Raw genomic sequence first — 14,830 nt, forward strand, 5'->3', positions numbered from 1 at the left:
TCAAAAGAAAAGATCGTAACGACTTTTTTGGGTGGTGCTTGGGTTAGCTTGGGGGTGTTATTGCTCTTGATCGGGAATCTGAGGCATGGATGCCGAAGTTTGGCGTCGCATGGATGCGCCCGAGCGACCGTTCAAGGGCAATAACACTCCCAAGCGGAATAAAGCCAATACCTTTTAAGGCTCAATGAAACTATAAAAAATTATAAAGTCACAAAAACAAAAAACCTCCCGAGACCAAGGTCAGGGGAGGTTGGCTTTAGAAACAGTAAATTAGAACTGGTTCATTGTGTTGTCTTTACCGCCAGCTTTTAGTGCTGCATCGCCAGAGAAGTACTCTTTGTGATCATCACCGATGTCTGAACCAGACATGTTCTGGTGTTTAACACAGGCGATTGTTTCGCGGATTTCTTTACGCTGAACGTTTGCAACGTAGCCAAGCATACCTTGGTCACCGAAGTACTCTTTCGCTAGGTTGTCAGTAGACAGCGCAGCAGTATGGTAAGTCGGTAACGTGATCAAGTGGTGGAAGATACCCGCTTGACGCGCAGAATCGGCTTGGAAAGTACGGATACGCTCATCAGCTTCAAGAGCAAGGTCTGTTGCATCGTAATCAGCGCTCATTAACTCAGCGCGGTTGTATGCAGCGGTATCTTTACCTGCTTCTGTCCATGCATCGAATACTTGCTGACGGAAGTTTAATGTCCAGTTGAACGACGGCGAGTTGTTGTATACAAGCTTAGCATTTGGCATTACTTCACGGATACGGTCTACCATGCTACCGATCTGGCCGATATGAGGCTTCTCAGTTTCAATCCACAATAGGTCAGCACCGTTTTGCAAAGATGTGATTGAGTCTAGTACGCAACGATCTTCACCGGTACCTTGACGGAACTGGAACAAGTTTGAAGGTAAACGCTTAGGACGTAGTAACTTACCGCCGCGATTCAAGACTACGTCACCATTTTTAAGATCGCCAGCTGCAATTTCTTCGCAATCTAAGAAAGAGTTGTACTGGTCGCCTAAATCGCCAGGGGTATGAGAAACTGCGATCTGCTTAGTAAGGCCTGCACCTAAAGAGTCAGTACGTGCAACGATAACGCCGTTATCAACGCCAAGCTCTAAGAAAGCGTAACGAACCGCACGGATTTTCGCTAAGAAGTCTTCGTGAGGAACGGTAACTTTGCCGTCCTGGTGGCCACACTGCTTTTCATCCGATACTTGGTTTTCAATCTGGATACAGCAAGCGCCTGCTTCGATCATTTGCTTAGCCATCAAATAAGTCGCTTCAGCGTTACCGAAGCCCGCATCGATGTCAGCAATAATTGGTACAACATGAGTTACATAGTTGTCGATTTGGTCTTGAATGCTGGCTTCTTTAGCCGTGTCTTTCGCTAAACGGGCAGTGTCTAGGTCACGGAACAAGCCACCTAATTCACGAGCGTCTGCCTGACGTAAGAAAGTATATAGCTCTTTAATTAAAGCCGCTACAGAGGTCTTTTCATGCATAGACTGATCTGGAAGTGGGCCAAACTCAGAACGAAGTGCTGCAACCATCCAACCTGAAAGGTACAAGTAACGACGATCTGTCTTACCTTCGAAATGCTTCTTAATTGAAATCATCTTCTGTTGGCCGATAAAACCGTGCCAGCAACCTAAAGACTGTGTGTACTGTGCAGGGTCTGCATCGTATGCTTCCATATCGTTACGCATAATGTCTGCGGTGTAACGAGCGATATCTATGCCTGTTTGGAATTTGTTTTGTGCGCGCATTCGAGCAGCGTGCTCTGGGTTAATAGCTGACCAGCTGTTACCAGCCTTCTCTTTTAGTTCGGTAATTTGACGAATGTCGTTGCTGTAATCGGTCATGGGTAAACCCTCTTTCTTGGTCGTTGACTGCTTTGTTTATTAGCGGAAGTTGTTCTTGTTCTCCGCTGGTGATGACCCAAAGATAAGAATCTATTTGTGATTCGTCTAATTTATAATTATGATGCCTGACATTCGCCAAGATTATAATGGTTGCTAAATCGTTGTTTTCTAGCGAAATTACGCTAAAAAATAAATTACGCTATCAGGAGGTGTTATGCATCTAAATCGAGTTGACATGAACTTATTGGTGTATCTGGATGTACTTTTAAAAGAGCGCAGTGTGACCAAAGCGGCCCATCAACTAGGTATAAGCCAACCCGCAATGAGCAACGGCCTACGTCGATTGCGTGATTTATTTGAAGATCCTTTATTGATTAGAACCAGCGAGGGTATGACACCAACTGAGCGCGCTCGTGAGCTTGAGCCTATGCTGCGGATGGCCTTACAAAGTCTTGAAAAAGTAGTGACGCCTAGACATCATTTTGATGCTGCAGAGAGCACCCGAGTATTTCGAATTATGGCCAGTGACTATGCTGAATCTACCTTGTTACCGGCCTTGTTAAAGCGACTCACAGCCGAAGCTCCTAACGTTGCGCTCGATATCATGACCCCCAGTGATGTGAACTTCTCAGATGTCGAGCAGGGCCGTGTAGACATGGTTATTAACCGTTTTGATGCGTTGCCGCAATCGTTCCATCAAATGACGGTTTGGTCGGATAACTTCTGTTGCATGCTTAGTAAAAGTAATCCGATATTAGATAACTTTAGTTTAACCAATTATCTAAAAGCTCGGCATATTTGGGTCAGTAAGACGGGTTATGGGGTCGGTGTGGGTGTAAACCCCGATGATGTTCAGCGCTTGGGTTTTGTCGATGAAGTACTGAACCAGCTAGGGAAAAAGCGTCATATCGCTGTTTATACTCGTCATTATGGTGCTGCAATGCTGTTAGCTGAAGAAAATGACCTGGTCGTAACCATTCCTGCACGTGCAGCTCATCTGCAAGCACGTAATGAAAGATTAGCCATTAAGGCGCCGCCGTTCGAAATTCCCTCGCTATTGTTGAAAATGGTATGGAGTCCGTTGTTGCATCATGACCCTGCGCACCGCTGGTTACGGCGTTTAATCATAGATGTAGCTGAAGAAATACCAGCACCATACTTCTAGTATTTATTTGGTGAATGGAAAGAATAACTGATATACATTAGATAAATTAATTTAGACGATTAGTATAAGAAGACAACAACAAATTCTTTTGTGTAGGACAGAACTTATGAGCCAATACCTGAAAAGCGGTGACCTTCAGATCGACAAAGCGTTATTTCAACTCATCGAAGATGAAATAGCACCAGGCACAGGCGTCAGTAGTGCGCATTTTTGGGCTGAACTTGCCGCTATCTTTAACGACTTAGGCCCTGAGAATAAAATGCTCTTGGCTAAGCGCGAAGAGTTCCAGCGTTTAATTGATGATTGGCACAAAGCGCGTGCTTCGCAACCGCACGATGCGACAGCTTATACAGATTTTTTAACTGAAATTGGTTATTTACTTCCAGAGTCAGAAGATTTCAAAATCACCACTGAAAATGTTGATACCGAAATTGCTCAGCAAGCAGGTCCACAACTTGTGGTACCGGTGAAGAATGCGCGTTTCGCGTTAAACGCAGCGAATGCTCGCTGGGGCAGTTTGTACGATGCACTTTATGGCACCGATGCTATATCGGAAGACGGTGGCGCTCAGCGAGCAGGTGGCTATAACGCTGTTCGTGGTCAAAAGGTTATCGATTACGCCAAAGGCTATTTGAATGAGGTGTTTACGCTAAACGCCCAAGGCCATGAGCAAGTAACTAAGTACAGTGTTGACGCTTCTGGCTTGTTGGTGACTTTTGTAAATGGTGAGCAAGGTCGTTTGGCCGATGCTTCTCAGTATCTAGCTTTTCGTGGCAAGGTTGATTCACCAACGGCAATTCTATTGAAAAATAATGGTCTGCACGTTGAAATTCAAATAGATAAGACGCATCAAATTGGTCAATCTGATTCTGCCGGTGTGAAAGACTTATTAGTAGAAGCCGCGATCACGACAATTATGGACTGCGAAGATTCAATCGCTGCGGTTGACGCTGAGGACAAGGTTGAAGTCTATCGTAACTGGTTAGGCCTAATGAATGGCACCTTGTCTGCCGGGTTTACTAAGAACGGTCAGAAATTAACGCGCGATATGGCCGCAGACCGCGAATATCAAACGGTTGATGGCAAAAGCGTTAAGCTTCAAGGCCGTAGTTTGATGTTTATTCGTAACGTCGGTCATCTAATGACCAATCCCGCTATCTTGAATGCGAATGGTGAAGAGATTCCCGAAGGTATTTTAGACGGCATGGTGACAGTCCTTGCTGCAATTCACGATCTTAACAAACTCGGTAAATTCCAGAACAGTCGTACCGGCAGTATCTATATAGTGAAACCCAAGATGCACGGCCCAGAAGAAGTGGCTTTCGCTGTACGTTTGTTTGCGCGCATCGAGCAGGCACTAGGGTTAGCTGAAAATACCATTAAAATCGGTATTATGGACGAAGAACGCCGAACCTCCCTAAACTTGAGTGCTTGTATTAAAGCAGCTGCAGCGCGTGTCGTGTTTATTAATACCGGTTTCTTAGACCGTACCGGTGATGAAATACACACCAGTATGTATGCTGGTGCTTTTATAGAAAAAACTAAAATGAAAGCCACTACATGGATTTCTGCGTACGAAGACAACAACGTTGATGCCGGTCTTGCAGCAGGCTTATCTGGAAAGGCTCAAATTGGTAAAGGTATGTGGGCCATGCCAGATGAAATGGCCGCCATGTTAGAGCAAAAAATTGGCCATCCAAAATCTGGCGCGACAACGGCATGGGTGCCATCGCCAAATGGCGCAACCTTACACTCAACTCACTATCACCAAGTGAATGTATTTGAATTACAGAAGTCTATTGCACAGCGTGCTCGTGCTAAGCGTTCTGATATTTTAACCATTCCGTTATTGGAGGATGTAAGCGCCCTAAGTGCTCAAGCAATTCAGAGCGAGCTAGACAATAACGCACAAGGTATTTTAGGTTATGTGGTTCGATGGGTTAATCAGGGTGTTGGTTGTTCTAAAGTGCCTGACATTAAAGATGTTGGGTTAATGGAAGATAGAGCAACATTGCGTATTTCAAGCCAGCATATGTGCAATTGGTTGGTTCACGGCTTAACCAATGAAGCGCAAGTGATGGAAACAATGAAGCGTATGGCAGCAGTCGTTGATGGGCAAAATGCTGATGACCCCACGTATACGCCAATGGCGCCAGATTTTGAGTCAAGTATCGCCTTTAAAGCAGCGCTTGATTTGGTTTTCAAAGGCGCTGAGCAACCAAGTGGTTATACTGAACCGTTACTACATCAAGCGCGTTTAGATCTTAAAGCGGCATTGAAGTAAGTTACCGCGTCAGAACAACTGGCTAATGCTGGTTGTTCTGACATTTCCTATGCGTTTCGTCAGTTTACTGTGCTTTGACGATGCAAATACTTTCTAGGTCATTCTTTTCAAACCCGGTAATGTTGTTGATTGTGACATTCGCGATTGCGGTCAAAGCTTCTTTAGTGAAAAAGGCTTGGTGGCCCGTGACAATTACGTTCAGGAACGACAATAAACGAGCCAGTTGATCATCGCGAAGTATCTCATTTGAATTATTTTCAAAAAATAAGTCCGCTTCTTCTTCGTACACATCCAAACCAAGATTACCGATCTTACCGCTTTTAAGCCCATCAATAACTGCTCTGGTATCTATCAAGGCGCCGCGACTGGTATTTATGAGTGTGACATGGTCTTTCATTTGGTGGATAGAGTTGCTGTTCACAATATGGCGTGTTGACGGTAATAACGGGCAGTGCAGTGAGATTATGTCGCTTTGCGCCCATAGGGTTTCAAGAGAGACATATTCTGCATCTGTCGCTTCAACGTCAGGATTAGGGTAGGGGTCTGCACAAATTACGCGGCAGCCAAAACCCAGCATTATTTTAATAAACGCCAAGCCAATTTTACCTGTGCCGATAACACCCACGGTTTTGCCATGGAGATCAAAACCAATTAAGCCATGTAAAGAGTAGTTATTTTCTCGTACTCGGTTATAGGCTCGATGAATATTTCGGTTGAGTGCCAGTAGGAGCGCGACGGCGTGCTCAGCGACGGCGAAGGGTGAATATTCGGGGACTCGGGTCACTAAAATGCCAGCTGCTTCTGCAGCGGCCAAGTCGACATTGTTAAAGCCAGCGCAGCGCATGGCAATAAGCTTTATACCGTTATCTTTTAAGGTGTTTATGACCGTAGCGTTAAGTGTATCGTTAACAAATCCACAAACAGCATCGAAACCTTTTGAAAGTATGGCCGTTTGCTCATTCAACGGCGCTTCAATAAAGAATAGTTCGTGCGTGTTTTCATTGACGGTGGTGAGGTGTGTATTATCGTATGGCTTACTGCTAAACACAGCTACTTTCATGCAAAGAGCTCCTTGATTACAAACTTATTAGTGGGTAATAGACTAACATAGCGGTTTGGAAAATGACTGGCTCAAAATTAAAAAGATGAGGCTTGTCCGTTGATGGATAAAGAGGTTACTTGAACAAGATCTTTAAGTTTACCTTTGCTATAGCTTGCAAAGCGCAGGGTGATGTAATCAAATTCTGGGGCAACCCAAATGAGGTATTTAGAATCGCCTCGTTGAGGTTTTAATTGTTTGACGATTTTTGTCATGATCAGAGTACCGTTTATCTCCAGCAGCTCTTCACCAATGACCGCAAACTGAAACGTTTCGGGGTTTTTATAGCGTAAGTTATCGACGCTTAGTTGTAATTGCCCCGCCTTAAGCTGTTGTCTGAGCGCTAATTGATAACTAAGCGGATCATAAAGGTTGTCATGTAGAGTATGTTCGATTTTATCTTTCTTAACCTTGCCTTTTACGGTGTTTTTTATCCAATCGTAATTCCAGTCAATGTTTTCTTTTATTAGAAAAACATGGCTTTTCTTTTCGTAAGAGTTTGGCTGGTATTTATTATTAGCTAGCAGTTTGCCTTTAGAAACTTCGTCGGTAGCAATGGCGCCTTTCTTGGCATTTAGGCCAAACTCCCATTGGTTCCCGTTTGTTTTTAGATACATCTTGCCGTCTAAATTTAGGTCGAAGGTACCAAAGCGAGTCGCTTCAAGCGTTGCTACAAAAGGCAGTAGCGTCTCGTTGGCATGAACGGCTAAGCTTGCAAAGAGGCATAAGGTGGCAAATATGTATTTAGAAACAGTTTGCTTCATCAAAAGTATTCCAGAACATTTATTAATAGGCTTCAGTATTATCTAATGACAGCGGAAATTGAAGCGCTTTTCCATCAAAAGTGGCTTTCCCTTCAGCAAAGGTTAAGCGATCTTCGCACAGCCACTTGATTACTTGGGGGTAAATTAGGTGCTCGGTGGCTAAGACTCGCTTGGCTAAATCGAGTTCGATATCCGCAACGTTGATAGGAACGACGCCCTGCAGAATGGCTGGGCCGCCATCTAATTCGGGTGTTACAAAATGAACGGTTGCACCGGCTTCTTTGTCACCCGCTTCAAGTGCTCGTTTGTGTGTATGCAGACCAGGGTACTTCGGTAATAAAGACGGATGAATGTTGATGATTTTGCCAAGGTAAGATTGCACAAAATCAGGCGTCAGAATTCGCATAAACCCAGCAAGAACAAGAATGTCGGGTTGGTACTGGTCAATTGTTGCTTTAAGTTCAGCATCAAAAGCTTCGCGGCTGTCAAAGCGACTGTGATCAAGAGTTATGGCGTCACAGCCGTAGTTCTTTGCTCGTGTGAGCCCGAACACTTCAGGTCGGTTTGAAATGACCGCGCTTACACGGCCATTTATTGCGCCAGACTGGCAATTGTCGAGGATGGTTTGCAAGTTACTACCACCCCCACTAATCAGCACGACGATTTTTTTCATGGTTAGGCGCTAATCCCATCAATGATAACGTTATCGGCTTGCTGAGCTTCAATCGCACCAATAATAACGGGTGCTTGACCAAGTTTGGTCAATTCTTCCATTATCGCTTGCTGCGCGTGCGCAGGCACAACTAGGACTAAGCCCATGCCGCAGTTGAAGGTACGGAACATTTCTTTATCAGTAATATTACCGTTTGTTTGAATCCAATCGAAAACAGTTGGTCTTTGCCATGCAGTTGCATCAATACGAATACTGCAGTTTTCAGGTAAGACACGTGGTAAATTTTCGTAGAAACCGCCGCCAGTAATGTGAGAAATTGCGTGTATGGGCTGAGTTTTTAGTAGCTCTAAAATCGGCTTAACATAGATTTTAGTAGGTGCCATCAAGGCTTCGGCTAGGGTTGTATCGCCTAGTGCTTCATCTGTGGATGCACCTGAAACCTCTAAAACCTTACGAATTAGCGAGTAACCGTTAGAGTGAGGACCGCTTGAAGGCAGGCCGATAACAACATCGCCTTCAGCAACTTTGCTACCATCTAAGATATTACTTTCTTCAACAACACCTGTACAGAAGCCCGCGAGATCGTAATCTTCACCTTGATACATACCCGGCATTTCAGCTGTTTCACCACCGACCAATGAGCAGTTTGCTTGTAAACATCCCTCACCGATACCAGCAACAACGCGGCTGGCAATATCGACACTTAATTGGCCAGTTGCATAATAATCTAAGAAAAATAGTGGCTCTGCACCACAAACAATTAGATCGTTTACGCACATCGCGACTAGGTCAATACCAATGGTATCGTGGTGATCTAGGTCCATGGCTAGTTTTAACTTGGTGCCAACGCCGTCTGTACCCGAGACTAAAACAGGGCTTTCATATCCTTTAGGGATTTTACAGAGTGCCCCAAAACCACCGATACCACCCATGACTTCAGGGCGACGAGTTGCTTTTACAGTGCCTTTAATACGTTCAACTAAGGCATTACCGGCATCGATATCAACACCTGCGTCTTTGTAGCTTAATGATGGCTTGTTTTGGTCGGTCATGAAGGGCTCCAAGAATGAATTATGATCACCAGCCTAAATGGCGCGCGGATTGTACCAGCGTCTGGGCTGTTAATCAGCATGTCTAAACGGTCAAATTTTCATATTGTTGTATAGAGCGCTGTATTTTTGTTAACGCTCTGTCACAATAGCGTTTTTTTTGCATTGACGAAAAGCCAGCGGAGCGAGTTATGCGTAAAGGGTACAGCTTTAATTGGGCACTCATTATTGGTGTCTGTTTGGTCTACATGAGCGGGATGAGTATAGCGGCAACCGATGTTGAATTATATCGCAGTACCGTCGTGGTCAGCCTTAATGCCAATAATAGCGAACAGGCAGACGCCATAGAGAAAGCCTTTACGACAACATTAGTTAAGGTGTCTGGTTTAAAAACGGTCGTGGAGAACCCTGAAATTGCCAAATCACTCAAGTTAGGCGAGCGCTACTTGTCATCGTTTCGGTTTATTGAAAGTAGTCAGTTTTTTACTAACGTACTCGGTGAGAAAATTCCAACCAAGGCGATGGTGTTAGATTTCGATCAAAAATTGATAAATGATTTGCTAGTGGCTAATCGTCTACCAGTTTGGGGAGTAAAACGCCCAGAAGTATTGGTCTGGATGGCCGATAGAATTAATAACCAAGATCATATTTTGGCCGATTCAGAAGAGAGCCATTTAGCGAATACCTTATTAGCTGAAGCTAATTTACGAGGTATTCCAATCGTATTACCGATCATGGATTTGTCAGATACGCTAAATATTTCGTTTGCAGATGTATATGGGCTTTTTTCAACCGACATAGAATATGCATCAACTCGTTACGAGCCTGAAGCGATACTAGCTGGGCGCTTATCAAAGTCTAACGACAAGTATCAAGCAGATTGGCTTATGCTCTTTAAAGGTGAGCGGTTACGATTACCAACGGTTACCGGTACCTTAACTGAAGTGACCGAATCAGGAATAGACTTAGTAGCACAACGTTTATCTGAACAATATGCCTTCGTTTTAGATCCGAATCAGCTAGGCAATGTGTCTGTGAAAATTGAAGATGTGTCCAATGCTAAAACCTTTGCAGCTATAGAGCGGTATTTGAAATCAATAAATATGATTACTAAGCTAAAAGTATTGTCCATAGCTGAATCTACTATCATTTTTGATGTTGAAATTAGTGGTGACCGCAATCAATTCTCCGATTTGCTGTCGTTAGACAAAAAGCTAGTGCCATTATTAGAGTCTACCTTGGAAGCGCAACTTGATAACGAACTCCTATTTCGCTGGCAGCCATAAGGAAAACTGAATGAATATAACCGATTCACAAAAGTGGCTCATTTTAGCCTGTCTAGCGCTATCTATTTGGTTGCTCATGATGTTGTCGCCAATATTAAGCCCATTCTTAACGGCTATTCTATTGGCTTATATGGGCGACCCTATAGTTGATAAATTAGAAACATGGAAACTCTCTCGTACTCAGGGTGTTATTGTTACCTTTCTAGCGTTGACGGCTATGTTCACGCTTGTCGGCTTGCTACTTGTTCCTGCATTGGTTGAGCAAATAGATCAGTTAGTGAAATTAGTTCCGATGTTAATAACCTATGTGAAAACAACCGTCATCCCAATGATTGAAGTTCGATTTGGACTTGAGTTGGCGCAGTTAGATTGGCTGCAATTGAGCCAGCAACTTAATTGGGGCGCCACAGGCGATGTGGCTAAAAAATTAATCGGTAACTTAACTCAATCAAGTTTTGCAGTTATTGGCTTTGTCGGTAATTTGGTTTTAATTCCCGTGGTTTGGTTCTACCTATTACGTGATTGGGATGACCTAATTGCTAAAATAGGCTCATTGATTCCCCGTTATTATTATAAAACATCCTCTGATATTGCTGGGCAATGCCACGAGACTTTAGGTGCTTTCTTCCGCGGGCAATTAATGGTCATGTTAGCCTTAGCCGTTATCTATTCAGTTGGTCTAATGTTGATGGGCTTAGACTTAGGTTTGCTAATTGGGTTGTTAGCAGGGCTGGCCTCGGTCGTACCCTACCTTGGCGCTATCGTTGGTATTGGCGCTGCACTTGTGGCAGCTTTCTTCCAGTTTGGCGATATTACGCATTTAGTATTAGTCACCGTTGTGTTTATTGTCGGGCAAACATTGGAGGGCACGGTATTAACGCCTAAGTTTGTTGGTGATCGTATAGGTTTGCACCCCGTCGCGGTAATCTTTGCTGTTTTAGCAGGTGGGCAACTTTTCGGTTTCGTCGGAATTTTATTAGCATTGCCTACTGCAGCCGTCGTTATGGTGGTTGTTCGACGCATGCACGATAACTACCGAAGTAGTGATTTATATGGAAATGATCGAACCGTCGAAGCAGGGCAAGGTGAGCATGAAATAGATAGTGAACTAGTTCAAGAAGTGGTCAGCGAGCCCGTTGCTGAAACAGACATTAAAACAAATGTTGAAGAAACAATTCGACAAGAGGATTCCTAATTGGTTATGCAGCCAACGCCACAAATTCCTTTGCATGTATCGTTTAGAGACGATACCGTTTTTGAAGATTATTTACCTGGCAATAACGCGGTCGCAATAGGAACCTTACGCCAAGCACTTGCACGCTTAGATGATCACCTCATTTATATTTGGGGCGCTGAAGGAGTCGGCGTTAGCCATATCTTGCAAGCGTCAATACATGACCTACAAGCGCAAGGTTTATCAACTTTATATTTACCCATAGCCGATTGCTTAGAGTTTGGTCCAGAAGCATTAGAGGGATTGGATGAAGTAGATGCCATTGCACTAGATAATATTGAGTTAGTGGCAGACCACGCGGAATGGCAAGAGGCCGTTTTCCATTTTTATAATCGAATGCGTGATGCGGGTAAGTTGATTTTAGTTGGCAGTTATAGCAGTCCGCTGCATTTAGCGTTAGAGCTAGCTGACCTTAAATCAAGGCTTAGTTCTGGGCTGACATTGCAGCTGACGTCTCTTGATGATGAACAACGTATTGATTGGGTTATTTGGAAGGCAAGACGAAGAGGTTTAGTTGTAGAGCGAGAAGTTGCCGAGTTTTTAATTGTGCGACACAACCAAAACATGAAAGAGCTAGTCGCCACCTTCGATAAGCTCGATACCGAGTCCCTTGCGGCCAAACGTCGTTTGACCATTCCATTTTTAAAACAAGTATTAGCGCTTTAGTTAGTTTTGTAAGGATTAAGTGGTAATTACACGCGGTTTTTTTACATAGCTAACGTTAACCAGTTCCTATTGCTTCAACGCTAAAATACATAGTATGGTATCTCTTAAATGTGGCTCCCGAATTGTTGAGCTGCTCTATTGTGCGCTAATAGTTTCGGGAGTCTTTGATTCAAGCATTACAAATATGAATTAAGGGAACTATGAACGATAACTTTATCGGCACCGTCCGAACCGTTTTTGCAAAAATGTTTACGTTTATCTTCTTTGCGCTAGCCGCCGCTATCCTTGTTTCGCTTTCAAAAACTGTCGTTGAAGGTATTATAAATGGCAAAGATATTATGCAAATATTCCTCAGTAGCATTAATACTGGGATCATTGCATTGGCCGTTTTTGAACTCGCATTAGTCATCCATCACGAATATTCGAGTCACGACCAAGAAGAAGATGCTGTTGTTGGGCTACGCCGTACTATACCTAGATTTATTGGTACCGTGTGTGTGGCGTTATCATTAGAAGGGTTGATAATGGTGATTAAATATAGCCAGCTAGAGCTAGCAGGTAATTTATATTACCCCGTGGCTATTATAACGAGCACTGCATTTTTATTAATCGCGTTGTCAGTTTTTTTGTATTTAACAAAAGATGCAAAAGAAGTATCAAAGTAAAATCATCTCACTTTGAGATGCCACGGATATAACGGAGCTGAGGTGCTGTGAAAATTGGGCGTTCATTGGCATGGATGCCAATGGCGAGCCCCCATGGATGGGTTTACGGCGTCCCTATTTTTACAGCACCTCAGCGGAGTCGGAGTACCCCTGAATACCCCAAAGTGATAAATACTAAATAAATGGATTCGTATCAGGTAACTTGATCGTGTTTTTAAACTCACTTAGTTTGAACGATTTAGTATCGAATGAAATATCTTTGTCGGTCATGACCGATTCACCAAAAGAATAGGTTACTTTTAGTCCATCCTTTCGAGTGTTTTCATCGAACTGCGCTTGTTTCGCTACAACCGCTTCGTTTAAATGTTGGTATTTAGTGAACGCTTTTTCACCGTGACGCTGTTGCATCAAGTTTTTAGTTTTTTGTGGTGATAGGATTAGGGCGCTCGCGTTATTTCCACCAAATCCTTTCGAGTTGATCACGGTACCCAACATATCGGAGCCTTGCTCACCTACGTTGTGATGGTCCATTAAAATATTTAAGTTCGAGTGGTGAACATCATCGGCGATATGGTCGATGGTTTTAATGCCAGGCACAAAGCCTGTGTGCCAAACACCCAGAGCTGCGGTAATTTGATCGGCCGCGGCAGGGCCGAGTGAGTGACCAACGTAAGATTTAACCGCGGAGACTGCCCAGTTATTTATTCCAAAAGATTGCGCCACTTCGTTGATAATATGTGATTCGGTGACACGATTTTGTGGTGTACCCGTACCATGTGCCATAACAAAGGTTTTATGGTGCTCTTTATCCATAATGGCTTGCGCTAAGGCAGTGGCTTTGGCCATGGTTATGTAGTTGCCGACCCCCGGGCCTGAAATAGATTTTTTATTGCCATCGGCATTTACAAATACATCCGCGATAGAACCAAAAACAGTTGCACCTAACTCTAGAGCGAGTTCATCGTCCATTAACACTAAAAATTGTGCAGATTCAGCCATAGTGAAACCTGCGTTCGAGGAAAACGGTCGGCAGGCACGTCGGTTATTTGCTTTTTCAGTGCCATCTAGCTGTTTTAATTGATCGTCTTCTGCAAGAGCGCCCATGACTCTAAAGCCTTCCATTATTTCAGGAACGATAGGCGCTTCTGCATTGCCTACAATGGCAACACGGCATTGCCCAGATTGAATATCAATTAAGCCTTGGCGCAGGTTATATAAAAAAGTTGCACAGGCGCCTGCATTTGAACCCGTGTTGCCGACGCTGTTAATAATATAGCTATTGATGAAATCGGCTGGCATCTCCGGGAGGGCCAATGGCATCATTTTAGAGGTTGTGCGTTTACCATTGTAGCCTGCTTGATATAAACCTTTTAGGCCAAATTGATCGGTTTGGCCGACAGCAGAACCAGCATATACAGAGATTGCATCGGGCGAAATGTGGTCAACAATGGTCGACCAACCTATACCAATAGACTGTATTGCGTCAGAAGCACCGTAGACGGTCATTTGTAGGCCGCGAGGGTGATGCGCAGAGTTATAATAGGCGCTCGGGTCAAACCCAGTAGGCAGCTGACCGCCGCTACTAACTTTTGCTTTGTAGTTATCGGGAATTACTGCAGTTATAGGGCCGTTGATGGTTACATTGACCGTTTTACCGTCATGTTCTGCAATATTCCAGTTGGGTGGAATCGTTTCGGGTAAATGGCTTTTTTTAACACTGAAGTGCCGGGGTTGGTCAGTGTTGAAATCACCTTGTTTTGCCGATTGAACCTTTTCAGGATCGTAGAGCGATGCCTCAATTTTACGGATAAGCGTTCCATTTAGAACCTCTTGTTTGAAGCTTGCTGATTGACGATCTAAGCCCATTAACGTTGCTAAATCTTCCCAGGTACTGTCCATAAGAGAGTCATCTAACGCTTCATGGACCATGCGCTTGTGACCATGATGCATTGAAGAACGACCAGCGGTATTGATGCCACCGAAACCGACAATTACAGGAAGTTTTTTCATAACCAGGCTCATAAATATTTAGTTGCGCAAAATATAGGGGTAAAATTCAATCATGGTTATTATAAATCG

General features: G+C 43.8%; 12 protein-coding genes. 6 read left to right on the plus strand and 6 right to left on the minus strand.

Going from position 1 to position 14,830, the window contains the following annotated elements:
- Positions 1–270: 270 nt before the first annotated feature.
- On the minus strand, positions 271–1,866 hold the full coding sequence (locus ACI882_RS11530) for an isocitrate lyase (RefSeq protein WP_411745063.1): 1,596 nt from the start codon (positions 1,864–1,866) through the stop codon (positions 271–273).
- Between the two features lie 214 nt (positions 1,867–2,080).
- Here ACI882_RS11530 and ACI882_RS11535 point away from each other — a divergent pair, with 214 nt between their 5' ends.
- Both ACI882_RS11535 and ACI882_RS11540 read left to right on the plus strand, forming a co-directional pair.
- On the plus strand, positions 2,081–3,031 hold the full coding sequence (locus tag ACI882_RS11535; RefSeq protein WP_411745064.1) for a LysR family transcriptional regulator: 951 nt from the start codon (positions 2,081–2,083) through the stop codon (positions 3,029–3,031).
- Positions 3,032–3,137: 106 nt separating this feature from the next.
- Positions 3,138–5,315, plus strand: a complete 2,178-nt coding sequence (locus tag ACI882_RS11540) for a malate synthase G (RefSeq protein WP_411745065.1) — start codon at positions 3,138–3,140, stop codon at positions 5,313–5,315.
- A 64-nt stretch (positions 5,316–5,379) separates the two neighbouring features.
- Here ACI882_RS11540 and ACI882_RS11545 read toward each other — a convergent pair whose 3' ends face one another.
- From ACI882_RS11545 to purM, 4 genes are all read right to left on the minus strand, one after another.
- Entirely contained in the window at positions 5,380–6,375 is a 996-nt protein-coding gene (locus tag ACI882_RS11545; RefSeq protein ID WP_411745066.1) for a 2-hydroxyacid dehydrogenase, read from the minus strand.
- A 77-nt stretch (positions 6,376–6,452) separates the two neighbouring features.
- Positions 6,453–7,178, minus strand: a complete 726-nt coding sequence (locus ACI882_RS11550; protein WP_411745067.1) for a DUF3108 domain-containing protein — start codon at positions 7,176–7,178, stop codon at positions 6,453–6,455.
- A gap of 22 nt (positions 7,179–7,200) precedes the next feature.
- Positions 7,201–7,851, minus strand: a complete 651-nt coding sequence (gene purN, locus ACI882_RS11555) for a phosphoribosylglycinamide formyltransferase (protein ID WP_411745068.1) — start codon at positions 7,849–7,851, stop codon at positions 7,201–7,203.
- 2 nt (positions 7,852–7,853) lie between these two features.
- A complete protein-coding gene (purM, locus tag ACI882_RS11560; protein WP_411745069.1) occupies positions 7,854–8,903 on the minus strand; it encodes a phosphoribosylformylglycinamidine cyclo-ligase in 1,050 nt (349 codons plus the stop codon).
- Positions 8,904–9,091: 188 nt separating this feature from the next.
- Here purM and ACI882_RS11565 point away from each other — a divergent pair, with 188 nt between their 5' ends.
- From ACI882_RS11565 to ACI882_RS11580, 4 genes are all read left to right on the plus strand, one after another.
- Complete coding sequence (locus ACI882_RS11565; RefSeq protein WP_411745070.1) at positions 9,092–10,186, plus strand: DUF2066 domain-containing protein; 1,095 nt, start codon at positions 9,092–9,094, stop codon at positions 10,184–10,186.
- Positions 10,187–10,196: 10 nt separating this feature from the next.
- Positions 10,197–11,381 carry an AI-2E family transporter gene (locus ACI882_RS11570; RefSeq protein ID WP_411746832.1) on the plus strand — a complete coding sequence of 395 codons (1,185 nt, stop codon included), beginning with the start codon at positions 10,197–10,199 and terminating at the stop codon, positions 11,379–11,381.
- Between the two features lie 6 nt (positions 11,382–11,387).
- Complete coding sequence (gene hda / locus ACI882_RS11575) at positions 11,388–12,086, plus strand: DnaA regulatory inactivator Hda (RefSeq protein ID WP_411745762.1); 699 nt, start codon at positions 11,388–11,390, stop codon at positions 12,084–12,086.
- Between the two features lie 200 nt (positions 12,087–12,286).
- Entirely contained in the window at positions 12,287–12,751 is a 465-nt protein-coding gene (locus ACI882_RS11580; RefSeq protein ID WP_411745763.1) for a hypothetical protein, read from the plus strand.
- A gap of 174 nt (positions 12,752–12,925) precedes the next feature.
- On the opposite strand, the gene ACI882_RS11585 is transcribed toward ACI882_RS11580, so the two are convergent.
- Positions 12,926–14,761: a beta-ketoacyl synthase gene (locus ACI882_RS11585; RefSeq protein WP_411745764.1), complete on the minus strand. Its 1,836-nt coding sequence runs from the start codon at positions 14,759–14,761 to the stop codon at positions 12,926–12,928.
- Positions 14,762–14,830: the final 69 nt, after the last annotated feature.

The sequence above is a fragment of the Reinekea sp. genome, from assembly GCF_046710285.1.
Classification (GTDB): domain Bacteria; phylum Pseudomonadota; class Gammaproteobacteria; order Pseudomonadales; family Natronospirillaceae; genus Reinekea.

Coding starts and splice junctions, on each gene's coding strand:
- ACI882_RS11565 (WP_411745070.1), top strand. CDS start 9,092: ATGCGTAAAGGGTACAGCTTTAATTGGGCACTCATTATTGGTGTCTGT.
- ACI882_RS11530 (WP_411745063.1), bottom strand. CDS start 1,866: ATGACCGATTACAGCAACGACATTCGTCAAATTACCGAACTAAAAGAG.
- ACI882_RS11580 (WP_411745763.1), top strand. CDS start 12,287: ATGAACGATAACTTTATCGGCACCGTCCGAACCGTTTTTGCAAAAATG.
- ACI882_RS11540 (WP_411745065.1), top strand. CDS start 3,138: ATGAGCCAATACCTGAAAAGCGGTGACCTTCAGATCGACAAAGCGTTA.
- hda (WP_411745762.1), top strand. CDS start 11,388: ATGCAGCCAACGCCACAAATTCCTTTGCATGTATCGTTTAGAGACGAT.
- ACI882_RS11545 (WP_411745066.1), bottom strand. CDS start 6,375: ATGAAAGTAGCTGTGTTTAGCAGTAAGCCATACGATAATACACACCTC.
- ACI882_RS11585 (WP_411745764.1), bottom strand. CDS start 14,761: ATGAAAAAACTTCCTGTAATTGTCGGTTTCGGTGGCATCAATACCGCT.
- ACI882_RS11535 (WP_411745064.1), top strand. CDS start 2,081: ATGCATCTAAATCGAGTTGACATGAACTTATTGGTGTATCTGGATGTA.
- purN (WP_411745068.1), bottom strand. CDS start 7,851: ATGAAAAAAATCGTCGTGCTGATTAGTGGGGGTGGTAGTAACTTGCAA.
- ACI882_RS11550 (WP_411745067.1), bottom strand. CDS start 7,178: ATGAAGCAAACTGTTTCTAAATACATATTTGCCACCTTATGCCTCTTT.
- purM (WP_411745069.1), bottom strand. CDS start 8,903: ATGACCGACCAAAACAAGCCATCATTAAGCTACAAAGACGCAGGTGTT.
- ACI882_RS11570 (WP_411746832.1), top strand. CDS start 10,197: ATGAATATAACCGATTCACAAAAGTGGCTCATTTTAGCCTGTCTAGCG.